This window comes from Pseudoalteromonas sp. S3260 (assembly GCF_005886925.1).
Classification (GTDB): domain Bacteria; phylum Pseudomonadota; class Gammaproteobacteria; order Enterobacterales; family Alteromonadaceae; genus Pseudoalteromonas; species Pseudoalteromonas tetraodonis.
Map to the genome: position 1 here is coordinate 1 of NZ_PNCV01000033.1, position 24,965 is coordinate 24,965.

A 24,965-nucleotide genomic window follows, 5' to 3' on the forward strand; every position below is an offset into this window, starting at 1 on the left:
CTGCGTTATCGCCTATTTATGGGGAAAAACCACACCACATAAGCTTTGCCTTGCCTAAATACCAAACAAACTGCTGCAAATGCAACCTTGAAAGGTCAACAGACCCAAGTAAGTAGCAGGCAAAAAAAACGCAGCTCATAGTAGCTGCGTAAATATTCTTTAGGGATGAAACAATGCTGTACTGCTGCATTCATAGATTCAGACCCACACTTTTTTAAAAAGTTCAGTGAGATCTTAAAAAATGAAAAAAAATATTATTACCTTATCTTTGCTGCTCACTATAGCTGGGTGTGCAACAGCTCCCCCAAAGCAACCAGAAGATATTTGTAAAATTTTCGAAGAGAAATCTGACTGGTATTTTGATGCCAAAGACGCGCAGGAAAAGTGGGGCTCCCCAAAACATGTGTTAATGAGCATGATGTATCAAGAAAGTTCTTTTCGCCACGATGCAGCACCGCCTATGGAATACTTCTTATGGATAATCCCTACTGGTCGTGCAAGCGATGCCTATGGCTATTCTCAAGCTAAAACGCCTACTTGGTCTGATTATATTCGTGAAACAGGTAACAGTGGCGCCGACAGAGACGAATTTGAAGATGCGATTGATTTTATGGCGTGGTTTGTTTATAAAACCCATAAAGTTAATGGTGTGTCTAAGTGGGACGCCTACGCACAGTATTTAAATTATCATGAGGGATGGGGCGGTTATAAACGAGGCACCTATCGCAAGAAAAAATGGCTAATGAGCGTTGCCAATAAAGTAAAATATCGGGCAAGCCGTTATGGCGCACAGCTAAGACGCTGCGAAGATGATTTAGATAAAGGTTGGTTAGAGCGATTGTTCTTTTAGATTAGATTAAAAAGGAGCCAGCAGGCTCCTTTTTTATTGGTTTATTTTTTACGTTTGTTTGGTTGAATTTTAACTTGTTTAATCATGTTTTCTTTTACCTCAAGTACTTCAACCGGATAGCCTGCAATACGAATACTTAAATTAGCATCGGGGATATCTTCTAAGTACTCAACAATCAAGCCACTCAATGTTTTAGGGCCGTCTAATGGGAATTCCCAGCCCATTTCTTTATTTAAGTCGCGAACGTTAGCACCGCCGTCGACAATGTAAGAGCCATCGTTTTGTGTGGTTACTTCTTCACTCGGTGTCCGAGTTTGAGTGGTAGTAAAATCACCCACAACTTCTTCAAGAATATCTTCAAGAGTGACTAAGCCCTGAATGTCGCCATATTCATCAACAACAATACCAATACGTTCTTTTGATAACTGAAATTTTAGTAGCTGAGTGTTCAGCGAGGTGCCCTCAGGGATAAAGTAAATTTCACGTACCGCACGCAATAGCGAAGGCTTATCAAACTGCTCTTTAGTTAAAAGGCGAAGCGCATCACGAGAGTGAATAAAGCCAACAGCATCATCAATATTGTCGCGGTATAAAAGCACCCGAGTATGTTGAGCGTGAGTAAGTTGTTTACTGATTATTTTCCAATCGTCATTAATATCAATCGCCACAATTTCATTGCGAGGGATCATAATATCTTCAACGGTAACTTGTTCTAAATCTAAAATAGAGGTCAACATACTTTGGTGACGAGCGGGGATCAGCGCCCCCGATTCATTTAGCACGGTTTTTAATTCTTCTTTACTCATGCTGTGCTCATCTATTTGTGCAGCGCTAATACCAAATAAGCGCAATATACCATTGGTCATCCAGTTAACAACGACAACAAATGGGAAGAGAATTTTTAGTAACCCTTTGAGTATCACCGAACTTGGAAAAGCGACTCGCTCAGGATAGAGGGCGGCCAGTGTTTTTGGCGTTACTTCAGCGAAAATCAGCACCACAAGTGTTAATGCACCTGTTGCTATAGCAATACCTAAATCACCATACAAACGAATACCAATAATGGTGGCAACTTGGGCAGCCGCAATATTGACAAGGTTATTACCAATAAGGATAAGACCTATCAACCTGTCTGGTCGACTGAGTAATTTACTAACGCGTTTCGCAGCACGATGATTCTCTTTAGCGAGGTGTCGTAAACGAATACGGTTGATTGACATGATTCCGGTTTCTGACCCGGAGAAGTAAGCAGAAAAAAGTACCAATAAACCTAAAATGATAAACAGCGTACTTGTCGATATGTCGTCCAACGATGGATCCTTTTTTTATAAACCAATGCGTATTAAGCTAGAGTGAGCTTTCAGAGTCAAGTTAAAACTTATTTAGAACCACTTCTTGTATAAAACGGCTGCCAAAATAAGCGAGTGTGAGTGTAAATGCGGCAATCATAATACTCACTACCACCATTTTCCCTCGCCAACCTCGTTTAACATGGCCAACGGCAATCGTAGCAAAAATAGCCCAAGCAACTAAAGATAAGATTGTTTTATGAATAAACTCTTTGGCAAACATGCCATCAAGAAATACAAACCCTGTAATCAGCGCCACGCTTAATAATACTGTGCCTAAATTTAATAGTTGATAAAGTTGACGCTCTACCACCATTAGTGGCGGTAAATGGCTATGTACTATTGCTAAATCTTTGCGTTTCAAACGTTTATCAATAAAGTAAAATTGCACGCCGTAAAGGGTGGCAATAATTAAGATACAGTAGGCTAATAACGACAGTGAAATATGCGCAACTAACGCAAGCTCTACATTAATGCTATGAAGTAAAACGTGATGAGGAATAAACAGGCTAGCAATAGTTAACAGGGCAGCAAAGCCGTATACAACAGGTAATAGCAGTGTCGCAGGGAACTTCAAAGAGACGGTGGTGACACAAAGCACTATTACCCAACAAGTCAGTAATGCAACATTAACAATACTTAAATCTTGGCCATCGGCTCTAAACACCGAGTTTACTAAAAGCAGCATATGCGCCAAAATAGCGACAGTGCTCAGTATTATAGTAATTTTTTGGCTTGGTCCCTGACGATGAAACAATCGCGAAAGCACGTGAGACGTTGCTAACACATAAAATAAACTGGCAATAATAGTTAAACTAATAATCAGCATTTTGCTTTGGCCACTTAATTGAAGTCAAATAATTCGTGTTCGTTATCTGGTCATTGTATTTTATAGCAACGCAAATGCATAGACCCTGTAAAAAGAAACTCAATAAGCAGCACTTCAGCACTGTATTGTATGCCACCATTTACGGTATACTATTTTCAATTGAATTTTAATAACATCGACCTTATTAATAGAGTTGATATAAACGTCTTTTCGGAACCGTTACATGTTTGAGAACCTCCAAGAACGATTAGGTAAAACCCTAAAAAATATTAGTGGCCGTGGTCGCTTAACTGAAGACAACATTAAAGATACACTTCGTGAAGTGCGAATGGCATTTTTAGAAGCCGATGTGGCGTTGCCTGTTGTTCGCGAGTTTGTAAAGCAAGTTAAAGAGCGTGCGGTTGGTGTTGAAGTCACCAAAAGCTTGAGCCCTGGCCAAGTATTTATAAAAATTGTTCGTGAAGAACTTGAAAAAGCCATGGGTGAAGCCAACGAAGAGCTAAGCCTTAACGCACAGCCACCGGCGGTAGTGATGATGGCTGGTCTTCAAGGTGCGGGTAAAACCACCAGTGTGGGTAAGCTGGCTAAGTTTTTAAAAGAGCGCAAGAAGAAGTCTGTGCTAGTGGTGAGTGCCGATGTGTATCGTCCAGCAGCAATTAAGCAATTAGAAACCTTAGCAACAGAAGTTGATGTAGAATTTTTCCCAAGTGATATTTCGCAAAAACCAGTTGATATTGCAACTGCCGCCATTTCTCATGCGAAAAAGAAATTTATTGATGTTGTATTAGTCGATACTGCGGGTCGTTTGCATGTTGATAGCGACATGATGGATGAAATTAAAGCCTTGCATCATGCAATTAATCCAATCGAAACGCTATTCGTTGTTGATGCAATGACAGGTCAAGATGCGGCAAATACAGCAAAAGCATTTGACGAAGCTTTACCGCTGACCGGTGTGATACTGACTAAAACAGATGGTGATGCCCGAGGTGGTGCTGCTTTATCTATTCGTCATATTACTGGTAAGCCAATTAAGTTTATGGGTGTGGGTGAGCGCACTGATGCCCTTGAGCCTTTCCACCCAGACCGAATTGCTTCACGTATTTTAGGCATGGGTGATGTACTTTCATTAATCGAAGAAGTCGAGATGAAAGTAGACAAAGAACAAGCGGCAAAAGTAGCACAAAAAGTATTTAAAGGTGATGGCTTTACGCTGGATGACTTTGCTGATCAACTAAAGCAAATGAAAAACATGGGTGGCATGATGTCGATGCTCGATAAACTGCCTGGCATGCAAAACATCCCAGATGCGGTTAAAGGGCAAATGGGTGATAAAACCTTTATTCAAATGGAAGCGATTATTAGCTCTATGACCAAACAAGAGCGTGCGCGCCCTGAGATTATTAAAGGCTCTCGTAAAAAGCGTATTGCTGCGGGCTCTGGTACTCAAGTACAAGAGATCAATAAACTGCTTAAGCAATTTACGCAAATGCAAAAAATGATGAAGAAGATGAAAGGTAAAGGTGGCATGCAAAAAATGATGCGTGGCATGAAAGGGATGTTACCACCTGGCATGATGGGTGGCGGTGGTCCAAAATTTTAATAATTTAACCTTTAATACCTTCAATACGAGATAAAAAGTAATCAATAAAGAGGTAAAATGCCTCTTTATTGTTGAATAAACTATGCACAAAATAGCTTATTCATATACTTTTTCATCTTGGATCACGGTTTAATCTACTAAACTGGCTTTTTGCATCACTTCTTACTTGCATTGTTGCTAAAAACTCGTACAATTCACCGGCTCCCCATACTGGGGAGTAAATCTTATTAATGAAAACAGTCAATCTATTTAGAGGACGGTATGGTAACTATTCGTTTGCAACGTGGTGGCGCTAAAAAACGCCCTTTCTATCAAATTGTGGTTGCGGATAGCCGTTTCTCGCGTGACGGTCGCTTCATCGAGAAAGTAGGTTTCTTTAACCCAATTGCTTCAGGTCAAGAAGAAAAACTTCGTTTAGATTTACCACGTGTTGAACACTGGTTAGGTCAAGGCGCAGGTCTTTCAGATCGTGTAGCTAAATTAGTTAAAGACGCTCGTAAAGCGGCTTAATAGGCGTAAGTGTAACCATGAGTCAAGAGAACACCTCATCAATAATTGTCGTAGGAAAGCTCGGCGCCCCATATGGTATAAAGGGCTGGCTTAAGGTGCATTCATTTACTGATGATCCCCAAGGGATCTTCGATTTCAGCCCGTGGTTGATAGGGCAGCAAGGTAAATGGCAATCCTTAGAAGTGGTCGACTGGCGTCGCCACAACAAAGGCTTTATCGCTAAGTTTGCGCAAGTAAATGACAGAGACCAAGCAATGGCTTATACCAATGTAGAAATTTCTGTTGATTCAGCGCAGCTACCAGAATTACCGCAAGGTGAATTCTATTGGCGAGATCTCATCGGCATGTCGGTTGTAACTGATAAAGGTTATAACTTAGGCATTGTTGATGACCTTATGGAGACAGGCTCAAATGATGTACTGGTTGTGAAAGCAAACAGTAAAGATGCATTTGGCCAAGCAGAACGTTTAATTCCTTTTTTAACTGATTCAGTTATTCAAGAAGTTAAATATGATGCGAAAGAAATTACTGTAGATTGGGATCCAAGCTTTTAATGAGTCAAACAAATTCGTTGTGGGTAGGGGTTATCAGCCTTTTCCCGGATATGTTTGATGCAATTACAACGCAAGGTGTAACCGGTCGTGCTGTTAAAAATGGCTTAATCGATTTTAACTGCTGGAATCCACGTGACTATGCAACTGATAAGCATAGAACCGTAGATGATCGTCCTTACGGGGGCGGGCCAGGCATGTTAATGATGGTTGAACCATTAAAACAAGCCATTCTTGAAGCCAAGCAGGCTGCAGGTGATGGTGCAAAAGTAATTTATATGTCGCCACAAGGGCGCAAACTAGATCAGCAAGGGGCTAGCGAACTCGCAAGCTCTGAAAAACTGATTTTAATTGCCGGTCGCTATGAAGGTATAGACGAGAGAATAATAGAATCGTACGTTGACGAAGAATGGTCAATTGGTGATTTTATTTTGAGTGGGGGTGAACTACCTGCCATGACATTAATTGACGCAGTAGCGCGATTAGTGCCAGGGGTGTTAGGACACAACCAGTCAGCAGAGCAAGATTCATTTTCGGATGGCTTGCTAGATTGTCCTCACTATACACGGCCAGAAACATTGGACGACAAACAGGTGCCTGCTGTATTACTCAGCGGAAACCACCAAGAGATAGCAAAATGGCGGCTTATGCAGTCATTAGGTAGAACTTGGCTTCGCCGTCCTGACTTGTTGCATAACCTAGCTCTGACTGAGGAGCAAGCGGTATTACTCGCGAAATTTCAGCAAGAGTACCAAAAAGCTTGTGGCTAGAAGACAGTTACACCTAGGAAAGTGAGAAACATAATGGCAAAAGTAAACCAAAATATTATTAAAGCGCTTGAAGATGAGCAGCTTAAAACAGACGTACCTGCATTCGGTGCTGGTGATACAGTAGTTGTACAGGTAAAAGTAAAAGAAGGTGCTAAAGAGCGTCTACAGGCCTTTGAAGGTGTTGTAATCGCTAAGCGTAATCGTGGTCTTCACTCAGCATTCACAGTTCGTAAAATCTCGAACGGTGAAGGTGTTGAGCGTGTATTCCAAACGCACAGCCCTCTTATTGATAGCGTAACAGTTAAGCGTCGCGGTGCGGTTCGTCGTGCTAAGCTTTACTATCTACGTGAGCGTTCTGGTAAATCTGCACGTATTAGAGAAAAACTTAACTAATACGCGCTGTTTATCAACGCAAAAAAACGGGTTGCAACCTTTGGGTTGCAACCCGTTTTGGTTTTAATGCTATTGCGGTTTTTATATCGCTACATTTAAAAACCAATACACACCTTAACCTGCATGCGTTAAAGTGTGGTTCACTTCAAATCACAATATCTTCTCACTTCTTGCAAAAATGATGTACAAAAATGAATGATAAAACGATAGTTACACACAACGGCAATTTTCACGCAGATGATGTTTTTAGTGTCGCTGCACTTAAAATTATTTTCCCTTCTTTTACCCTGATCCGCACACGCGATAATGCGATTATTAATGACGCCGATGTGGTTATTGATGTTGGTGGTCAATATGACCCAGAAACTGACCGGTTTGATCATCATCAGCGTGGCGGTGCTGGCGCTCGTGAAAATGGTATTCCTTTTTCGTCATTTGGCTTGGTGTGGAAAAAATATGGCTTAGCAATATGTGATGATAATCAAGATGTGGCTAATGCAGTTGATACAGGGCTTGTATCAACTATTGATGCCATTGATTGTGGTCATGTTGAAGGGGTTGCTACAGGCATTAGTTTAAGCCAAACAATTTCTATGTTTAACCCAACATGGGAAGAGGAAAGTGATTTTGATGCTGCTTTTGATCAAGCGGTTGAATTTGCACACACTTTACTGATTCGTTTTGTAGCTTCTGCCCGAGGTGGTTTAAATGCTAAGAAGATTGTTGCTCAAGCAATAAAACAAGCAGACGATCCACGATTAATCGTACTAGAACGTTATACGCCGTGGAAAAAAACCGTACATAGTTTATCTGATGAGGCATTATTCGTCGTTTACCCATCTCATTCTGGCAAGTGGATAGTGCAAACAGTGCCTGCAGAATTAGGCTCTTTTGAAGACAGAAAGTCATTACCTGCACCGTGGGCTGGATTATCTGATAGTGAATTTCAAGCAGTGACCGGTATAGATGATGCTATGTTTTGTCACAATGGCTTATTTATCGCCGGTGCAGAATCATTCGAAAGTGTTATGTCGCTTGCGACTATGGCATTGGAATACTAGATAAAAAATGCTAATTAAAGTGGCTATTAAGCCACTTTAATTTTCATTGTTTAAACTCGGCATAGACTTACATTTTATATGCTTTTTAATTCACTTTACGCAGCTGTGTTCTATTCATTTAATTATCCTACCTTGGTCGCAGTTGAGTGACTCATACTGATCTTTTCACTAATTAGCCTTTTAACCCCTAACGTATCCTGTTAGTATTTATCGTATTGATTAGTTTACTCTTTTGTAAGTATTTATTTACGATTTTGCTTTTTTGGATGGGATGAGAACGTGGCAGAGATAAGTGATTTAGCGCAGCTAAGAAAAGGTATAGATGAATGCGATGCGCAACTGGTTGCCTTACTTGCAAAGCGCAATGGTATTACTCAACAAATTGGCGCAATAAAACAACAAACTGGCGCGCCACTACATGCACCCGATAGAGAAGCTGATTTATTAGCTGCACGACGCCAAGAGGCAATTAATCAAGGTGTAAACCCTGATTTAGTCGAAGACATTCTCAGGCGCATGATGCGTGAAGCTTATCAAAATCAACAGGCCAAATTAGCTTGTGCCGACTCACAACTATCTCCGATTGTCATTGTTGGTGGTGAAGGGGCAATGGGGCAGCTATTTGCAAAACAATTTCAGCGCTCGGGTTACGAAGTTAAAGTTTTAGATAAAGCCCAGCAATCACAGGCAGCAGAGATTTTAAAAGGCGCAAAACTGGTGATGATCAGTGTGCCAATTAATGCCCTCGAAACAGTTGTTAACGCGCTTCCAAAGCTTGATGATGATTGTTTGCTGGTTGATATTACATCAGTTAAACAAGCGCCGTTAAATGTGCTCAAAAAAGTTCACAATGGCGCTGTTGTTGGCTTACACCCCATGTTTGGTCCTGATATTTCCCATTGGGTAAAACAAACCGTGGTGGTATGTGAAGGGCGTAATCCTGAAATGGCACAAGGGTTATTAAAACAGCTACAAATATGGGGTTGTCAGTTGGTTGAACTTGATGCTAAAAAACATGACGAAGCAATGCAAATCATTCAGGTTATGCGCCATTTAACCACCTTTGTATACGGTCAGTTTTTAGCAAAACAAGGACATACACTGGCAGAGCTGCGTAGTTGTTCATCACCTATTTATCAGTTAGAGCTGATGATGGTCGGTCGTCTATTTGCGCAATCGCCAGAGCTGTATACTGATATTATGCTGGCGCAATTTGATAATGTAGAAAGCTTATTAGCGCAGTATCAGTGTTTGTTCTCTGAGACGCTTAAAAAGTTAAAAGCAGGGGATAAGCCAGCCTTAATCGATGCCTTTGCTGATGCAAAAGCTTACTTTTCTGACTCCACAGCGCACTTTTTGACACAAAGTCGCAGTTTATTAAATAAAGCGAACGACGCCAAAGTACTCGATTAAACGTGACAGATTAATTAAAACTAAAAAAGGGCCCGCAGGCCCTTTTTTAATGTTGCTTTAGACTAGCTTTGTACGCTCACTGCTTGCAGTGATTCGCTTTGATAACAGCCTAATACGCGTACGTACTGGGTATGCTCTTTAAGCTCTTCTAACGCATGTTTCACTTGGCTATCAGCAAGGTTCGCTTCTAAATCCACATAGAATACTTCTTCCCATGGATTTCCTGGTACAGGGCGGGACTCTAATTTTACTAGATTTATATTATGCTGTTTAAAAATCATCAACGCATCGGCGAGTGAGCCTGCTTGTTGCTTAGTTGCCATAATTAAACTGGTTTTAGTGGGGATTTGTTTAGATACATGTAGCGGTTTACGTGCAACCACAATGAAGCGACTATGGTTTTCTTTTTGATTAGCAAGATTGGCCTTAATGACTTCAAGCCCTACATTTTTACCTGCTTGTGCAGAGCCAATAGCCGCACTGTTAGGTGTTTCAAGTGCTGATTTTAATGCACTCGATGTTGAATCGCAGGTCTCATGCTGCAAATCGCCAAGCCCTTGTAAAAAACGGCTACATTGAGCAAACGGTTGCGGGTGAGCAAACACTTTGGTTAATTGGTTCAGCTCAGTTCCTGGGGCTGCTAATAAACAATGCTCTACGCTGTGAGTGACTTCGCCGACAATAGAGACTTGCGCGTGCTGGAGTAAATCAAATACTTCATTAATACTGCCTGAGCTGGTATTTTCAATCGGTAACAAGCCAAAGTCGGCTTGGCCATTTTCTACTTTACCGGTGATCTCATCAAAAGAACTACAGCCAATTTCAATTAATTTGCCAGGTCGGCGACTAAAATACTTATGACACGCAAGTTGACTGTAAGATCCTTGTCCGCCTAAATAGGTTACCCGATGGGTTTCACTTAGCGCATCAGGGTTGAGGCTTTTTTGCAGCATAGCTTGTTGATGTAATACTGAGTCTTCTAATATAGTTTGAAAAACATTATTTACATAGTAGGCATCTAAACCAAGAGATTTACCATAACCGATTAATTTTTCGAGTAATGCTAATTCACGTGCTTCATCACGAATTGGTTTATTATTCGCTATCTTATATTCAACAACACCATGGCTAATACGGCGTCGCTTCGCTAATAACACAAGTAGGTCAGAATCGATTTCATTTATATCGTGCCTAAGCGTGTCTAAAACATCATTGCTCATTTGGTTTTCCTCATTCCAAAAATGTCACTGTATTTAACAGCGTAAACAAAAAAGCCTCCCAGTTGGGAGGCTTTACTATTCGATTGATTTTATCTCACAAACAGGGAAGCCTCTTCTATATAAAGAAGCTAAAAAAAGATAAGAAAGTAAGTGAGTATTTTATATTCATGCCCTTAATGTATGAAGAGTAACCTCTAATGTCAACAAGCACTTATATTAAATAGGTTTTTTACCTGATATATATACAAAACATATTGTTTTTTAAAAACTTTACAAATAATTTATAATTCTGATTTGAGATCTGGTATATTTCTACTACTTGCAAAAATAATAATTATAAATAAGGTTGGCCTTTTGTGTATCGACGCCCTCCATCTCGATTTGGAATAAATTCACTCAGTGTCAAGTTATCACTGTTGATCTCTGGTATTTGTTTAGTTGCAGGTATTTGTGCGGCTGCATTAATGCTCAAATCAGAAAAGAAACAGCTTGTATTTGAAGAGCATGAGGTATTAAAGCAATCAAATGAATTATTAATAAACCAGTTTAATAATTTGATAGCGACCAAAGTTAAAATAGCTGAGCAAGCTAATATTGTTGTTAGCGAGCAGTTATTTGAGGGGCAATTATCATTTAAGAATAACAATGCCCCGACTATGCAAGTCACTAATGATGGTTCAGTGCGCAGCGCATCTGCCGATGGCTTATCTGCGGCGTTCATTCCCGAAAATGCTTATTCTCCTTTTTATAAACAGTTAATTGCAGATTCTGAATCGCTTTGGAAAGTGATTTCCCCCACGTTAATTCAAGATTTTTATAATTTTTACCTGATCACCAAAGATAATTTTATCCGTGTTGCGCCACCAAATTGGGCACTTAATGTCCCCGGAGATTACACCTTTAATCAAAGCAAAAGTTTTAATTACGCAAAATCGTTAACAAACCCACAACGCGAGCCGCTGTGGTCACGAGTGTATTACGATGGCGTTTGGAATAAGTGGGTCGTTAGTTTAATTGTACCTATTTATAAAAATGATGAGTTTTTAGGGGTCACGGGTAGTGATATTTCTCTCGACTCTCTCATATCGCAATTGCCCGTTGGCGGAAAAGAAAAACACTTAGTGGTGTTCGATAAGCAAGGGCAGCTATTAGCGCACCCTAATTTAGGAGCCGATAGTTATACACAATACGGAGAGGCGGGTAAAAAGCTGCTACCTGGCGATTTTATTTCTCCTGAGCTAAAGCGAGTTATTGATAACGCAGGGCAAATACAATTGCCGGAATATGCCGACTCGTTTTCATTAAATGATGAAGACTACATTATAAATATCCATAAAGTTGAAGGTGTAAATTGGTACGTGGGCGTATATAAAAAGCGCTCGTCTACACTATCGGCACTGAAAGACTTAAAACTGAAGTTTTTTGGCTTGTTTATTCTGTATGCCATTTTAGTTGCTTTGTTATTACATCAAGCACTTTATCAACTAGTTTTAAGACGCCTACATTCACTGGTTTATGCAGTTACTAACTTTGGTAAAGGCCAGTTAGAAATTGATTTTCCAAAAGAAAATAAAGATGAAATCGGTACGCTTAATGGTTCATTTAAAGATATGACCATTGAAATCCGCAAACTCATCGATGGCTTAAACCAGCGCATAATAGAAAAAGAAATTGCAGAAAAGGCTGCAAATCGCTTGTCTAAAGCGGTTGCGTTCTCGGGCACGGGTGTGGTGATTACTGATGAAAACTTTGTGATTGAATATGTTAATCCAAAAATGCTGGAAATGACCGACTTTGCAGAAAGTGATTTCCTGCGCCAGCCACTTCTGACTATTATTGCTAATGAAATGACCATGCTGGTAGAGGACATTGACATTGATTTGCGCAACCGTAATTACTGGCGAGGGGATACCCTTATTGAAGCGCAAAACAAGCCACCCATATGGGTATCGCTGAGTGTGTCACCTATTCGTGAAGATGGTGGAAAAATCACCAGTTACGTTGCTTCAGCGCAAGATATTTCATTTGTAAAAGAAAGCCAACGCAAAATGGAACAGCTCGCTTACTTCGACACATTAACCGGGCTCGCTAATCGTACATTCTTTAGAATGCAGCTTAGAAAGTCGATGGCGCTTGCTGAAAGAGGGCGTTACTCGTTTGCTTTATTTTATTTTGATTTGGATGAATTTAAGCGTATTAACGATACTTTAGGTCACGATGCAGGCGATCAACTATTGGTTGAAGTGGCAACGCGCTTAAAGCAGCGCTTACGAGCAGAAGATACTATAGCCCGTTTAGGCGGTGATGAGTTTGCGGTATTACTCAGTGGTATTGAGCATCAAAAAGAAGCATCGGAAGTCGCTGACACCATTCAAAAAACGTTAAATCAGCCAATAAAATTAGGTAGTAACGAAGTCATTGTTAGTGCCAGTATTGGTATTACCTTGGCGCCATTTGATAGCTTAGAAGAAGATCAGTTATTAAAACATGCCGATTTAGCCATGTATGAAGCAAAAGCCAAAGGGCGTAATACGTTCCACTTTTATAGCCAAGATCTAAATGCAGCCGCCAATGAGCGATTATTCCTTGAAAATGAGTTGCGCCATGCAATTAAAGAAAAGCAACTCACACTGCATTATCAGCCACAAGTTGATTGTCGAGATAATAGTGTAGTGGGATATGAAGCATTGCTTCGCTGGTTCCATCCTACGCAGGGATTCATTCCACCTACTAAATTTATTCCTATTGCTGAGGCAACGGGTTTAATTGTGGAACTTGGTAAGTGGGTATTACAACAAGCGTGTGAGTTCACTAAACGACTAGAGCAACAAGGTAGAGCGAGCAACATGTCGATAAACCTGTCAGCAAGGCAGTTTAAAGACGCAAGCTTAGTACCTATGCTGAAAAAAATAATCATAGAGACGCAAATTAATGCTAAAAGCCTGCACCTTGAACTGACTGAGAGCATGCTAATGGGTAATGTTGAGGCGGCTATTGATCAGTTACATCAATTGAAAAAGCTGGGTATTTCAATTTCCATTGACGATTTTGGTACAGGCTATTCTTCGTTGAGTTACCTTAAACGTTTTCCTGTCGATATTCTTAAAATTGACCGCTCGTTTGTTAAAGATATCCCTGAAGATGATAATGATATGGAGATCACCGCTGCGATTATTGCGATGGCACAAAAGCTCAAGCTTGATGTGGTTGCTGAAGGGGTTGAAACAATAGAGCAAGTTGAATTTTTACAAAATAATAATTGTTTTATTGTGCAAGGCTATTACTTTAGTAAGCCCGTAGCCGAAGCCGATATCCCTGTGTTGTTTGATCAATTAGCTGCGTTAAAAGTCCCTGAATAAAACAAAAATTGCGGGTTAACCACCCGCAATTTTTACCTTAAACTTTAATCCTTCTAAAATCGCCTTTAACTTATCGCGATCATCACCTTGTACTTCAATAACTCCTTCTTTTACTGCGCCACCTTGGCCCATCTTACTTTTTATTGTTTTTGCTAACTTTTTTAAATCGTGCTGTTGGGGATCTAATCCTACAACTAGCATTACGCCTTTACCTTTTCGACCTTTGGTTTGACGCTCTATGCGAATAGACCCGTCTTTAAATAGTTTTACATCCAGTTCTTTTTCTGGCTTTGGCTGGTCAATTCGCCCTGTTGCTGTTGAATACACTAAGTGATTATCACTCATAATTAACCTATCTAAGATTGAATCTAATATTGGGCTAAATAATAACAAATTTGTGATGCAAAGGCGTAATTTTTGCGCCTAAGCTGAACACCTTTTAATCCCGCAAAGATAAACATCCTCTGTTTAAGTACCGCAATAGTGTTTATGAATAAAAGTGCTTAAGGATTTTAAAAAGCGCTTTAAATTGGCTAGCGCTATAAAAATATCCATGCTACTATTTCGGCATTATAGATGTATGGATGGCCAAATGATAAATTCTTATTTAGAGCAAGCTCAGCTTAATGTAGAGCAACAGTTAATTAATGCTGAGCTAGAAAAGCTTGAGCAGTACTTAAATAGCAATGCTGCACCGGCCGTGCGTTGGCAGTATCAAATTCCAGAACTCGGTGAAGGTGGCGCATGTAGTTTATTCGGCTACTTGCAAGATGAGCCGTTTAATTTAAACGATTACGTTAGCCAAAATACGCAAATAACGGCAAAGTTAGCGCAACTTCAGTTGATTGTTGACTATGTAATCGAAAACACCCAGTTAGATTGGTATGGCATCTATCAAAATACGGCCACCCCTGAAGGCGAGCAGTTATTAAAGCTCGCTTATTTTGGTGCACCGAGTCGCCCTTTATTTCCGCTCACCGCTGAATTTGCAACCGGCAGTAATAATGTGCAAGTGGCACTCAGTGGTAAAGGACGTGTCATTAATAATGTTGAGCAATATTTAGCCGCGGGTGGTGAGTATTACACCTGCGACCCTAAGGTAAAAGCAGAGGCCTGTTTACCACTATTTAATGCGCAAAAGCAGTGCATTGGCATTGTCGATGGCGAAGCCTTTAGCACGGATTTTTTTGATAATGCGACACTCGCGTTATTAATTGCATGCTGTATTAAAATTCCTCACTTTTTAGTGTAAATAACACTGGTCAATCGAGTGAGTTTTTATGTTAAGCTTAGCGCAACAGCTAACCCCTAAATAACGAAGAGATAGTCAATGTTCTCAGTATTAAAACCATTACCAACAGACCCTATTCTTGGCCTTATGGCGGCCTATAAGCAAGATACTAACCCTAATAAGATTGACTTAGGGGTTGGTGTATATAAAGACGAGCAGGGGAATACCCCGGTATTAAAGTCAGTAAAAAAAGCAGAAGCGTTTCGTTTAGAAAATGAAATGAGCAAATCTTACATTGGTCTTGCTGGTAACTTAGATTACTGTCAACAAATGGAAAATCTTCTTCTTGGTGAGCACCCAGCATTATTAGCTAATCGCGTACGCACAGCACAAGCACCTGGTGGTACAGGCGCACTTCGTGTTGCAGCAGAATTTATTGTACGTTGTAACCCAGGCGCAACTGTATGGGTTACTAACCCAACGTGGGCTAACCACATTAGCTTATTTGAAGCTGCAGGCTTAACTGTTAAAGAATACCCATACTACGACTACGAAAACAAAGATTTATTGTTTGATGAAATGGTTGAAACATTAACACAGGTGCCTAAGGGCGATGTTGTGTTATTACATGCATGTTGTCACAACCCAAGTGGTATGGATTTAAACGAAACACAATGGAATACTATTGCTGAACTTGCAAAAGATGTGGGTTTTACGCCATTAATTGATATTGCATATCAAGGTTTTGGCTCTTCTTTAGAAGAAGATGCGAATGGTTTACGTATTTTAGCCAATGCGGTTGAAGAGTTGATCATTTGTTCATCATGTTCTAAAAACTTCGGCTTATACCGTGAGCGTATTGGTGCCTGTTCAATCATTGCAAAAGACAGTGCAACAGCTGATATTTCAAACTCGGTGTTATTAAGTGTGGTACGTAGCATTTATTCTATGCCGCCAGCGCATGGTGCAGACATTGTAAACACTATTTTAAGCAGCACAGAGTTAACGCAGCTATGGCACAGTGAACTTGATGAAATGCGTAACCGTATTAATGGGTTACGTAGTTTAATTAAAGACAGCCTTGCAGCCAAAGACATTGCTCAAGACTTCTCATTTATAGACCGCCAACACGGTATGTTCTCTTTCTTAGGTATTAATAAAGAGCAAATCGAGCGTCTACAAAAAGACTACGGTATTTATATTGTGGGCTCTAGCCGTGTAAACGTAGCGGGAATTAGTCAAGCAAACATCGATTACTTTGCTAACGCTGTTGCTGATGTTTGTAAGTAATCAGTAAGCAGCTTTGGCTTTTAAATAATAAAAAAACCGCACACTCGTTGCGGTTTTTTATTGTTTCTATAATGGCTTAAAGCCAGCGAATAGCACCTGAAATACGTTCATTATACATATCAACTGGTGAGCCAAGGCTTGCAATTAGCACGGTATCGGCCTGTTTGCCACGATTTATATGGCCAGCATAGCGAGAGTCATTAAAATCATCAGAGCCAATTTCAAAGATTTGATTATCGCTTGGCACAATAAACACGGTCATAGGCCCAAAGTCAGACTCAAACACTAAATGAATACCTTTCTCACCTTGAAAATCGCAAAAGTTAACATAAGTCACTTTGCCAGGTAAATCACTAATATGGCCGCCAAGTAAAGCCAGCTTTTCATTGACAGTTTGGATGCTAATTTGTTGAGTTTTATTTAACGCATAAATTTCATGGTAAACATGGGCTAGTGCATGCTCACCAGCCGTTTGATTAATACTTTGTTCTTCGCTAAACATAAACGCACTTACTGCAATCACAAACGAAGCTGCCAAAGCCAAATGCATTCGGTCGAACTTAAACCATGAGCGTGCACTAACCACGTTATCCTTTTGCTCAAGTTCATCTGTTCTAGCTTTTTCTTTTAACGAGGTGTTTAAAATAATTCGTTCAGCAAGATTGTCAGGTATAGTAATATCAAGCGCGTCGTCGAGTTGTTTATCGAATGCTTTGCTTTCATTTAAAAATTGTTGTCTGTCGGCACTGCTGTTTGAAAATTCCTGAAGTTCTTTGTCCAGCTCATTTGGCTGCGCAATCGTGCGGCGACGAAACTCAAGTTCATCCATTATTTTGATGCCCCTTTAAGTTGTTCATCATCACGGCTTAATGCCTCTTTAAGTTGATTTTTTGCTCGGAATAAACGTGTCATAACAGTATTTTTATTTAAGTTAAGAATGTCTGCAATTTCATCTCCGGTGCAGCCCATTACCACCTGTAGCAACAGCGGCTCCTTGTAGTCATCAGCCAATAAAGAAATTTGTCGCTGAATAACGGTTTGTTCCATTGCTGTATCTAAACTATGGCTGGTTTGATCCACCAATGTGTCGTTATCTACATCACTGTAATCAAATTGCTTGCGCTCAAAGCGCCTCGCATTTTCGCGTCTTAAAATTGTTAGCAACCATGGCTTAGCTGCTTTTTGATCGAGTAACGAGTCAAGCGATCGCCAAGCACGTAAAAAGGTTTCTTGCACTAAGTCATCAGCAATAGTCGGATCGTTACATAACCAGTAAGCAAAGCGATAGAGTTCCTTATGATAAACATGAACCAAGGCTTCATAGCGTTGTTGTTTTTCAGCCATATTAATTAAGACCTGATCATTCGATTTTTTATTTCCAAACATAAGCACTTTTTAGTTAAAATTATTATAGGTCAAAAAAGCAAAATACAATTGAGATCAAGAATACAGCTCTTTTAACGCAGGTGATGAAGGCTTAGCTGTTTGCGATTGATGTGCCTTTAACATGCTAACTATAGCGTCTAAGTTGGCGCTAGCCGTTTGCTTACTGTACAACTGTGCTTGTAAATTGTTTACCTGCGCGGTGAACTCTGAGTTGTTTATCATAGCGCATAAATGGGATAGCGCCCCTACCTTTTTACCTGTAAGGGTTAGCGCATACTGATTAAGCGCATCGTAAAATGCTTTTTCGTCATGGCTTTTAGCTAATACCAGCAGGGCTTTTAAAGATGGTTGTTGATTTGTTTTATTAGTTGTTTGAGCCGCTTGTTGCACTTCTTTAGCTGGGCGTTTAATAAAGTAAAAAATCAGCGTCGCAATCCATAAAACATAACCAAGCGCGGCCACAATAATTAGCCACAGTGGTGTGGCAGTTTGCTGTTGCACTGTAACTGCTTGCTTCGTTGACTCTGCCATAGTGTTATTTAGGTTGTTTTCAGCTGGCGGATTAAGCGTTTGCACTGGCGCTGTTGTACTGGGTGTTACTGTAATAGTACGCTCAGGTAAGGTCGCATAACTAATCCGATTTATTTTGGTGTTATACCAAGGCAAGCTAATTTCAGGTAATGTGTAAGTGCCAGGTGTTTGTGGCAGTAGCGCAAATGAGGCGCTTTGCTGTGATACCACTCGACCATCACGTACCGCATTATTGGTTTCTTTTTCATCCGGGTAGCTGCGAATACCATTAATAGTAGGCATATCAATTTCGGGTAGTTGCTCTTTAGTCACCCCTAAGGCGGTAAGCATAATAGTACGTGTTATCGGCGTGCCGGCTTCAACGTTATTATCCTCTGGCTGCCATTGCTCGGTTAAGCTCACCAGTTCACTGGGTAACCAGTCTCCTTGATAGTTTTCAGGGATAGGTTTAATTTCAATTTGCTGCTCATCGCCAAGCGCTGACACTTCCAATTGACGATAGTTTTGCTGAATACGCCCCTGAAAAACAGGAGCTGCAATAGTGTAGGCGCCACTTTTTTGGGGCTGAATTAAATAATTACGGGTGATCACTAAATAACGTTTACCGTTAACCAGTTCATAATCTTCGCTTTGTTTACCGAGTTGGGTAAGTTGGGCATCTTCCATACTTGGCGCACTTAAGCTGCCATCAAGAAGCTCTTTGGCTAAGTAAAGCTTAATGGTGTAAACGCCAGCCTCTTGTACAAATAAGCTGTTGTTTGAGAGTGAGGTTTTTAAAAATATATCGTTATTTTTATCTGCGTCGCTGCTGCGCTCTTTAACCGATAAACTAATTGGTTGCGAGTTTAGCCCTGCAACACTAAAACTGGGAATGGTGTATTCACCCGCCTTGCGGGTCATTAGTTTAACAGACCAAGAGGTTTGTTTTTTTATACTGCCATTAATAATGTTAGTGCGGCTACTTAAGCTCATAGGGCCGACTACAAAATCTTTTAATAATGCTGAGGTGTCGGGTTGTTGCCCTTTTATTGAATCATCAATACTAATATTAAGCATAAAAAATTCACCCGCTAATACTGGGTTTTTATCAACGCTTGCCTCCAAAGTGGTGGCGGCCATTAATGGCATGGCAGTTAATAGCAATAAACAGCAAAATAATCGCATTACCATGATTTTTCTACTCCTGTTGGACGACGTTGATATTGTCTTTTTTGGGCTTCTAATTGCATTTTGTTTCTTAATAAAATAGCGGGATCGTCGGGCACTTTTCTTAATAACTGATTTAGTTGCTGTGCTTTTTCTTTTTCTTCATTAGTGAGCTCAGCGGCTTGTGCCTGCATGGCTTGTTGCTGTGCCTGCTGTTTTTGCTCATCAGAGGGCGGTTGCTCACTCATCTCATTAGGTTGATTTTGCGGCTCATCTTGCTGCGGTGTATTCTCGTCTTTATTTTCATTTTGTTGGCTTTGTGACTGAGCTTGCATGTCAGGCTCATTCTGTTTGTCTGATTGCTCACCAGATTGGCCTTGTTGATCTTTTGATTGCTGCGAGGACTGATCTGATTGCTGTTGCTCACTATTTTGGCTGTCCTCTTCGCTTTTATCTGCGTTGTTTTTCTCGCCATTTTTTTGCTGATCTTGTTTTGATTTATCTGCATCCTCTTGACTTTGCTCATTTTGATTTTGCGAATCATTGCCTTGCTGATTTTGTTGATCTTGCTGTTGTTGATTTAGTAACTGCTCAACAAGCGCTTGATTCTCAGCGGCTTCTCTAAAGTTATCTTGCTTTACTTGCGCTTGTTTATACGCGTCAATGGCAGCCTCTAATTGTCCTGCTTTAGCCAAGGCGTTGCCATAGTTATAATAACCGGTTGCTGACTTATCTTGGCTAAACTCATTCAAGGCAGCATCAAATTGCCCTTGCTGATACAGTGCAGCCCCTTTGAGGGCGCTTGAGCGAGCCTGAGCTGCTTGTTGATACTCTTTGTTGTTGTATGCCTCTAATGCCCGTTGATCCGTATTTTTAAACAGGGTTGGCAGCTCTGCGGCATGCGCATTTTGTTGAGGTAAAAAGCTAAGTAATAGTACTGCGCTAACTAATGCAGAACGTCTAAATAAATACAAAGCTAAAGGCAGTAAAATAAGCAAACCATAAATACCGGCGTCAATTCGCCATAAGGCTAAATTTGGCTTTTCACTTTTTAGTACTTCACTGTTTGCTTGCGGTGAAAAAACGGCAATATCGCTATTGCTTGGCTGGTAATCGGCAAACTGCCCACCGCTATTTTTTGCAAGTCCTTCAAGTAATGACGCATTGAGGGTTGGCACCACAATTTGACCATAATTATCTTTTAAAAATCCGCCTTCAGGTAACTTTATAGGGGCTCCTTGTGCGGTGCCTACGCCGTAAATATTAAGTCGATATTGACTACTGTTGGTAAAACGGCTTACATCGCTTTGCTGTTGTTGCTCAATACCATCGGTGATCAAAATAATATCGCCATCGAGGTAGCCGGCTTGGCTTAGTAGCTCTTGTGCCATATCTAAGCCAGCGAGTACGTTTGAGCCTTTATCTGGCATAATTTCAGGGCTTAAACTAGGAATAAGGTTGGCAAGAGTCTTAGCGTCGTTGGTCAGTGGTGAAATGGTATAGGCAGTGCCTGCGTAAGCCACTAACGCGGTATCGCCTTCTTTAAATAGCTCAACCATATCGAGGGCTTTAAAACGTGATTGCATTAATCGATTGGGAGCAATGTCGGTGCTATACATAGAGTAGGACATATCCATGACAATAACGCGGGCACTTTTACTTTGAAACACGGGTACTTGCTTCTCTTCAAAGCTTGGCCCTGCACTAAATATAATTGCTAAATTGCAAAATAACGCAACCAGCCACAGCGGCTGGCGAGCTTTATTGTTTGATTCACTCATTACAAATGATGCCAAGTGCGGCGCAATAAGTGACGCTGACTGGTTTTTTTTATGTTTTAGTAAGGCGATAAAAAATAACCCTGAGGCAGGGAGTAACAGCCATAAAATAGCAGGACGAATAAATTCAAAATCCATTAGTTTGGCTCCTTCATTGCGCGCACTGTTTTTATCAATGCCATTGCACTTATGAGTAAAATGGCCAGTAATAACGGATAATAGAACAAGGCTGTTTGTGGGCGAAAGGTTTGCTCATCGGCACTAATTGGTTCAAGCTTATCAAGCTCAGCGTAAATCTGTTGCAGGCCAGCAACATCTTTTGCTCTAAAATACAGACCGCCTGTTTGCTCAGCAATTTTTTTCAATAAGCCCTCATCTAGGTTACTGCCCCCAGAGCCCATATTAAATAAACTAAAGCCGCGCGGGTTATCTGAACCGACTCCGATGGTGTACACTTTTATACCTTCTTCACGGGCAAGTAACAGCGCATCTTCTGGGTCAAGGTTACCTGCAGTGTTTTGTCCATCTGTAAGCAACACCACAATACGGTTACTTTCTTTTTTACTGGCAAAGCGTTTTACCGATAAACCTAAAGCGTCACCAATCGCCGTGGCGCGTCCTACTAAACCAATTTGCGCCTCAGAGAGCATTTTACTGACGGTTTTCACATCACGCGTCAGTGGGGTTTGTAAAAAAGCGGTATCACCAAACAATATAAGGCCGAGTCTGTCGCCTTGGCGCTGCTCTATAAAGTCACTTAGCACTGCTTTGACCATGGTTAAACGGTCAACATATTGGCCATTGTAAGCCATGTCTTGTTCGGTCATTGACCCTGACAAATCCACAGCGAGCATTATATCGCGGCCTTCGTTGGGTAGCGATATGGGCTCATCTAACCACGTTGGATTTGCTGATGCGGTCACTAATAATAACCACAGCAACCACTCGACAATATTCAATTTACGCGCACTTGGCTCTATGCTTTGATTGCTTAAATTATGTGATGCAAAACTTGGAATGCGCAGACGCGTGTTGGCATCATTGGCGGCGGGTTTTAATAGTAACAATATTAAAGGTAGCGGCAGTAATAAAAACAGCCATGGCCAGCTAAATTCAAACATGCAGCGGCTCCTTTAGTTTAAATTGTTTAATGGCTTGGCGAAATTTATCACTAAGTGCTGCCTGTGTTTGATTAGCGTTATATAGGCTTAAAATTTCTTCTTCTTTAAAGCCAATCGCTGAAAGTTGGTTCAATGTGTTGCACCAATGCGTTGTTGACTGCGCGGCTAAACGCGGATCGTAATAGGTGATCACTAAACGCTTTAAAATGACATGCAATTGCTGCGCTGACTGTTGTTGATTAGCTAATGCAATGGCATCACGTTTTGGCTTTTTAAAGCGATAATTTTTATAAATTATGACAATTAAGCTACACAATAAACACACAGCAATTGCAATAACAACCCACCAAGCAGGAGCGAGTGGCCACCAGTCGACTTGGGTGGGAGCAATAATATCGTGTAGACCATCAAGTGGAGAGGTTTGCATGATTTATTTTCTCACTAATTGCAGTTCCAGCGCAGTGGCTGCATTAAATGATAATAGGGTGAGTCCAGACTTTGTTAAGCGATTAATACGCGCGCTAAATGCGTGCTCGGCATTTTTAGCAAATCGTTGTCTAAAGCTCTTGTCCATTAAGGGCAGGGCAAATTGCTGATTATTAGCACTGACGGTTACCGTTTGTTTAAAAGCAGGTAATTGATGTTCAAAGGGGTCGCTAATATGACACCCAATCAGTTCGCAATGACGCGCCAAAAGTTCCAGTTGCTTGAAGCTGGCGTCATCCAAGGCGTTAAAATCAGACACGATATAAACCAAACTACCAGGCTTAGCTAAGTGATTTAAACGTTTGAGGTTATCACTAAAGTTATTGCTGGCGGGTTTATCAATATTTTCAAGTGCCTGCTGATGAGCGTCGCATAAATTATGGCATAGTTTTAATACCGCTTTTTCACGAGCGCTGGGTTTTAGCTCTAAATGCGAGTGCTGATTAAACACAATACCGCCAATTCTGTCGCCACGCTGACACGCTGACCACGCAACTAAGGCGCTAATATGTGCTGCTTGCACCGATTTTAACAATAATTGCGAGCCAAATAGCATTGAGTTTGAAAAGTCAGTAAACACAAATACCGGGCGCTCTTTTTCCTCTTGAAAAAGTTTAGTGTGGGTTTCGCCTGTGCGCGCGGTAACGCGCCAATCAATAGAGCGTATATCGTCACCGTTTTGATAATGACGCACTTCGGCAAACTCCATACCCCGGCCTTTGTGGGGCGCAAGGTATTGCCCTGCTAAGGTATTTTTTATTCTAACTTTAGGTGCCAGCTCAAGCAGTTGTGCCTTAGCTTTATAATACATCAGCTCTTTAAGCGATAAATTAACACCATGGCTATGACTTAATTTAAGCCATGCCTGAGAATCAAAGTGTGTTTGCATAACTTAAGGTACTGCGACTAGTTCAACAATACGGCTAATGACCTGATCTTTTGTAATACCATCGGCCTGTGCTTCGTAACTTAAAATAATACGATGGCGCAATACATTATGTACCACAGCTTGAATATCGTCAGGTGATACAAAATCACGGCCACTTAACCACGCATGAGCGCGGGCACACTTATCAAGAGCAATCGTGGCACGTGGGCTGGCGCCGTATTCAATCCAGCGGCCAAGTTGTTCATCTAAGTTTGCACCTTCTCGAGTGGCTATGATCAGTTGCACTAGGTACTGCTCTAATGGCTCGGCCAAATACAGACCTAAAATTGCTTTTCGCGCAGCAAACAAATCGGGTTGTGAAATTTGCTCAAGCACTGGGGCTTCATCATTAAGTGCTTCACCACGGGTTAAACGTAAAATATCAAGCTCATGCTCAGCACCTGGGTAATTAATACTTAAGTGCATTAAAAAGCGGTCTAATTGCGCTTCTGGTAGCGGGTAAGTACCTTCTTGCTCAAGCGGGTTTTGTGTTGCCATCACTAAAAACAGGTCACTGAGTGGATAGGTGTTTTTGCCCACCGTGACTTGGCGCTCGGCCATTGCTTCTAATAATGCCGATTGTACTTTTGCCGGTGCTCGGTTTATTTCATCCGCTAAAATGAGGTTATGAAATAAAGGGCCTTTTTCAAACACAAACTCACTGGTTTGTTGACGATAAATATCAGTGCCGGTTACATCGGCAGGTAATAAGTCTGGGGTAAACTGAACACGCTGAAACGAGCCTTCAATACCTTTTGCTAAAGCATTAACCGCTCGCGTTTTTGCAAGCCCTGGAGGGCCTTCAACAAGTAAGTGGCCATCGGCTAATATAGCAATTAAAAGAGCTTGAGTAAGCGCTGGCTGGCCAATGATTTGTGTATCTAAGTACGTTTTTAATTGTGAAAATGCGTTAGCTGCCATAATAAGTGGACTGTCCTCGTCAGCTTAAATAATACCTAAATTGGTTAGGTAACAAATACTGAGCTAGTTATAAGGTTTATAAGTGGATAACTCAAGAGTTAGACTGATTTTTTAGAAATAGTTCGTTATTTTTTAACGATTTTTTAGCCTAACATAAAACTTTGTAAAACCAGCTAAAAAAGCCTATTGTATTACCCTCATACAATGTATGTAGTGATATACAATGGCGCTTTTGTATT

At 40.9% G+C, this 24,965-nt stretch carries 23 protein-coding genes and 1 other annotated feature; of the genes, 11 read left to right on the top strand and 12 right to left on the bottom strand.

Annotation, left to right across the window (positions count from 1 at the left end):
* Positions 1–241 precede the first annotated feature (241 nt).
* A complete protein-coding gene (locus tag CWC14_RS05395; RefSeq protein WP_076921523.1) occupies positions 242–850 on the top strand; it encodes a transglycosylase SLT domain-containing protein in 609 nt (202 codons plus the stop codon).
* A gap of 41 nt (positions 851–891) precedes the next feature.
* On the opposite strand, the gene CWC14_RS05400 is transcribed toward CWC14_RS05395, so the two are convergent.
* Both CWC14_RS05400 and CWC14_RS05405 read right to left on the bottom strand, forming a co-directional pair.
* Positions 892–2,160: an HlyC/CorC family transporter gene (locus tag CWC14_RS05400; protein WP_013464491.1), complete on the bottom strand. Its 1,269-nt coding sequence runs from the start codon at positions 2,158–2,160 to the stop codon at positions 892–894.
* Between the two features lie 61 nt (positions 2,161–2,221).
* Positions 2,222–3,028, bottom strand: a complete 807-nt coding sequence (locus tag CWC14_RS05405) for a cytochrome C assembly family protein (protein WP_013464492.1) — start codon at positions 3,026–3,028, stop codon at positions 2,222–2,224.
* 223 nt (positions 3,029–3,251) lie between these two features.
* On the opposite strand from CWC14_RS05405, the gene ffh reads away from it, so the two are divergent.
* From ffh to tyrA, 7 genes are all read left to right on the top strand, one after another.
* Entirely contained in the window at positions 3,252–4,631 is a 1,380-nt protein-coding gene (ffh, locus tag CWC14_RS05410; RefSeq protein ID WP_138561721.1) for a signal recognition particle protein, read from the top strand.
* A 261-nt stretch (positions 4,632–4,892) separates the two neighbouring features.
* Positions 4,893–5,141, top strand: coding sequence for a 30S ribosomal protein S16 (gene rpsP, locus CWC14_RS05415; protein ID WP_008114468.1), 249 nt, complete (start codon positions 4,893–4,895; stop codon positions 5,139–5,141).
* Positions 5,142–5,158: 17 nt separating this feature from the next.
* The gene (gene rimM / locus CWC14_RS05420; RefSeq protein ID WP_008114470.1) at positions 5,159–5,695 is read left to right on the top strand and encodes a ribosome maturation factor RimM; all 537 of its coding nucleotides are present in this window, start codon (positions 5,159–5,161) and stop codon (positions 5,693–5,695) included.
* Positions 5,695–6,462: a tRNA (guanosine(37)-N1)-methyltransferase TrmD gene (gene trmD, locus CWC14_RS05425; protein WP_138561723.1), complete on the top strand. Its 768-nt coding sequence runs from the start codon at positions 5,695–5,697 to the stop codon at positions 6,460–6,462. The genes rimM and trmD overlap by 1 nt, the downstream gene beginning before the upstream one ends.
* A gap of 33 nt (positions 6,463–6,495) precedes the next feature.
* Entirely contained in the window at positions 6,496–6,855 is a 360-nt protein-coding gene (gene rplS / locus CWC14_RS05430; protein ID WP_011327636.1) for a 50S ribosomal protein L19, read from the top strand.
* Between the two features lie 191 nt (positions 6,856–7,046).
* Entirely contained in the window at positions 7,047–7,916 is an 870-nt protein-coding gene (locus CWC14_RS05435; RefSeq protein WP_138561725.1) for an MYG1 family protein, read from the top strand.
* 279 nt (positions 7,917–8,195) lie between these two features.
* Entirely contained in the window at positions 8,196–9,329 is a 1,134-nt protein-coding gene (gene tyrA, locus CWC14_RS05440) for a bifunctional chorismate mutase/prephenate dehydrogenase (RefSeq protein WP_024602820.1), read from the top strand.
* A gap of 62 nt (positions 9,330–9,391) precedes the next feature.
* Here the strand turns inward: tyrA and CWC14_RS05445 are convergent, their stop codons facing one another.
* The gene (locus tag CWC14_RS05445) at positions 9,392–10,549 is read right to left on the bottom strand and encodes a chorismate mutase (protein WP_138561727.1); all 1,158 of its coding nucleotides are present in this window, start codon (positions 10,547–10,549) and stop codon (positions 9,392–9,394) included.
* 44 nt (positions 10,550–10,593) lie between these two features.
* Positions 10,594–10,716, bottom strand: a sequence feature (Phe leader region).
* A 189-nt stretch (positions 10,717–10,905) separates the two neighbouring features.
* Here CWC14_RS05445 and CWC14_RS05450 point away from each other — a divergent pair.
* The gene (locus CWC14_RS05450; protein ID WP_138561729.1) at positions 10,906–13,908 is read left to right on the top strand and encodes a bifunctional diguanylate cyclase/phosphodiesterase; all 3,003 of its coding nucleotides are present in this window, start codon (positions 10,906–10,908) and stop codon (positions 13,906–13,908) included.
* A 15-nt stretch (positions 13,909–13,923) separates the two neighbouring features.
* Here CWC14_RS05450 and CWC14_RS05455 read toward each other — a convergent pair whose 3' ends face one another.
* On the bottom strand, positions 13,924–14,253 hold the full coding sequence (locus CWC14_RS05455; RefSeq protein WP_008464752.1) for an SUI1 family translation initiation factor: 330 nt from the start codon (positions 14,251–14,253) through the stop codon (positions 13,924–13,926).
* 247 nt (positions 14,254–14,500) lie between these two features.
* Here CWC14_RS05455 and CWC14_RS05460 point away from each other — a divergent pair, with 247 nt between their 5' ends.
* Positions 14,501–15,160: a GAF domain-containing protein gene (locus CWC14_RS05460; protein ID WP_024602818.1), complete on the top strand. Its 660-nt coding sequence runs from the start codon at positions 14,501–14,503 to the stop codon at positions 15,158–15,160.
* A 78-nt stretch (positions 15,161–15,238) separates the two neighbouring features.
* Positions 15,239–16,429, top strand: coding sequence for an amino acid aminotransferase (locus CWC14_RS05465; protein WP_008464755.1), 1,191 nt, complete (start codon positions 15,239–15,241; stop codon positions 16,427–16,429).
* Between the two features lie 76 nt (positions 16,430–16,505).
* Here the strand turns inward: CWC14_RS05465 and CWC14_RS05470 are convergent, their stop codons facing one another.
* The 8 genes from CWC14_RS05470 to CWC14_RS05505 form a co-directional block, all read right to left on the bottom strand.
* Entirely contained in the window at positions 16,506–17,258 is a 753-nt protein-coding gene (locus CWC14_RS05470; RefSeq protein WP_138561731.1) for a DUF3379 family protein, read from the bottom strand.
* A complete protein-coding gene (locus CWC14_RS05475; RefSeq protein WP_232735464.1) occupies positions 17,258–17,773 on the bottom strand; it encodes a sigma-70 family RNA polymerase sigma factor in 516 nt (171 codons plus the stop codon). Before CWC14_RS05475 ends, CWC14_RS05470 begins: the two co-directional genes overlap by 1 nt.
* 96 nt (positions 17,774–17,869) lie before the next feature.
* Positions 17,870–19,516, bottom strand: coding sequence for a BatD family protein (locus tag CWC14_RS05480; RefSeq protein WP_128583227.1), 1,647 nt, complete (start codon positions 19,514–19,516; stop codon positions 17,870–17,872).
* The gene (locus CWC14_RS05485) at positions 19,510–21,408 is read right to left on the bottom strand and encodes a vWA domain-containing protein (protein WP_138561735.1); all 1,899 of its coding nucleotides are present in this window, start codon (positions 21,406–21,408) and stop codon (positions 19,510–19,512) included. The genes CWC14_RS05480 and CWC14_RS05485 overlap by 7 nt, the downstream gene beginning before the upstream one ends.
* On the bottom strand, positions 21,408–22,391 hold the full coding sequence (locus tag CWC14_RS05490; protein ID WP_138561737.1) for a vWA domain-containing protein: 984 nt from the start codon (positions 22,389–22,391) through the stop codon (positions 21,408–21,410). Before CWC14_RS05490 ends, CWC14_RS05485 begins: the two co-directional genes overlap by 1 nt.
* A complete protein-coding gene (locus tag CWC14_RS05495) occupies positions 22,384–22,818 on the bottom strand; it encodes a DUF4381 domain-containing protein (RefSeq protein WP_036983210.1) in 435 nt (144 codons plus the stop codon). The genes CWC14_RS05490 and CWC14_RS05495 overlap by 8 nt, the downstream gene beginning before the upstream one ends.
* A gap of 3 nt (positions 22,819–22,821) precedes the next feature.
* Complete coding sequence (locus CWC14_RS05500) at positions 22,822–23,766, bottom strand: DUF58 domain-containing protein (protein WP_036983209.1); 945 nt, start codon at positions 23,764–23,766, stop codon at positions 22,822–22,824.
* A 3-nt stretch (positions 23,767–23,769) separates the two neighbouring features.
* Positions 23,770–24,726: an AAA family ATPase gene (locus CWC14_RS05505; RefSeq protein ID WP_013464508.1), complete on the bottom strand. Its 957-nt coding sequence runs from the start codon at positions 24,724–24,726 to the stop codon at positions 23,770–23,772.
* Positions 24,727–24,965 lie beyond the last annotated feature (239 nt).

Coding starts and splice junctions, on each gene's coding strand:
- CWC14_RS05395 (WP_076921523.1), top strand. CDS start 242: ATGAAAAAAAATATTATTACCTTATCTTTGCTGCTCACTATAGCTGGG.
- CWC14_RS05405 (WP_013464492.1), bottom strand. CDS start 3,028: ATGCTGATTATTAGTTTAACTATTATTGCCAGTTTATTTTATGTGTTA.
- ffh (WP_138561721.1), top strand. CDS start 3,252: ATGTTTGAGAACCTCCAAGAACGATTAGGTAAAACCCTAAAAAATATT.
- rpsP (WP_008114468.1), top strand. CDS start 4,893: ATGGTAACTATTCGTTTGCAACGTGGTGGCGCTAAAAAACGCCCTTTC.
- rimM (WP_008114470.1), top strand. CDS start 5,159: ATGAGTCAAGAGAACACCTCATCAATAATTGTCGTAGGAAAGCTCGGC.
- trmD (WP_138561723.1), top strand. CDS start 5,695: ATGAGTCAAACAAATTCGTTGTGGGTAGGGGTTATCAGCCTTTTCCCG.
- rplS (WP_011327636.1), top strand. CDS start 6,496: ATGGCAAAAGTAAACCAAAATATTATTAAAGCGCTTGAAGATGAGCAG.
- CWC14_RS05435 (WP_138561725.1), top strand. CDS start 7,047: ATGAATGATAAAACGATAGTTACACACAACGGCAATTTTCACGCAGAT.
- CWC14_RS05445 (WP_138561727.1), bottom strand. CDS start 10,549: ATGAGCAATGATGTTTTAGACACGCTTAGGCACGATATAAATGAAATC.
- CWC14_RS05455 (WP_008464752.1), bottom strand. CDS start 14,253: ATGAGTGATAATCACTTAGTGTATTCAACAGCAACAGGGCGAATTGAC.
- CWC14_RS05460 (WP_024602818.1), top strand. CDS start 14,501: ATGATAAATTCTTATTTAGAGCAAGCTCAGCTTAATGTAGAGCAACAG.
- CWC14_RS05465 (WP_008464755.1), top strand. CDS start 15,239: ATGTTCTCAGTATTAAAACCATTACCAACAGACCCTATTCTTGGCCTT.
- CWC14_RS05470 (WP_138561731.1), bottom strand. CDS start 17,258: ATGGATGAACTTGAGTTTCGTCGCCGCACGATTGCGCAGCCAAATGAG.
- CWC14_RS05475 (WP_232735464.1), bottom strand. CDS start 17,773: ATGGCTGAAAAACAACAACGCTATGAAGCCTTGGTTCATGTTTATCAT.
- CWC14_RS05480 (WP_128583227.1), bottom strand. CDS start 19,516: ATGGTAATGCGATTATTTTGCTGTTTATTGCTATTAACTGCCATGCCA.
- CWC14_RS05485 (WP_138561735.1), bottom strand. CDS start 21,408: ATGGATTTTGAATTTATTCGTCCTGCTATTTTATGGCTGTTACTCCCT.
- CWC14_RS05490 (WP_138561737.1), bottom strand. CDS start 22,391: ATGTTTGAATTTAGCTGGCCATGGCTGTTTTTATTACTGCCGCTACCT.
- CWC14_RS05495 (WP_036983210.1), bottom strand. CDS start 22,818: ATGCAAACCTCTCCACTTGATGGTCTACACGATATTATTGCTCCCACC.
- CWC14_RS05500 (WP_036983209.1), bottom strand. CDS start 23,766: ATGCAAACACACTTTGATTCTCAGGCATGGCTTAAATTAAGTCATAGC.
- CWC14_RS05505 (WP_013464508.1), bottom strand. CDS start 24,726: ATGGCAGCTAACGCATTTTCACAATTAAAAACGTACTTAGATACACAA.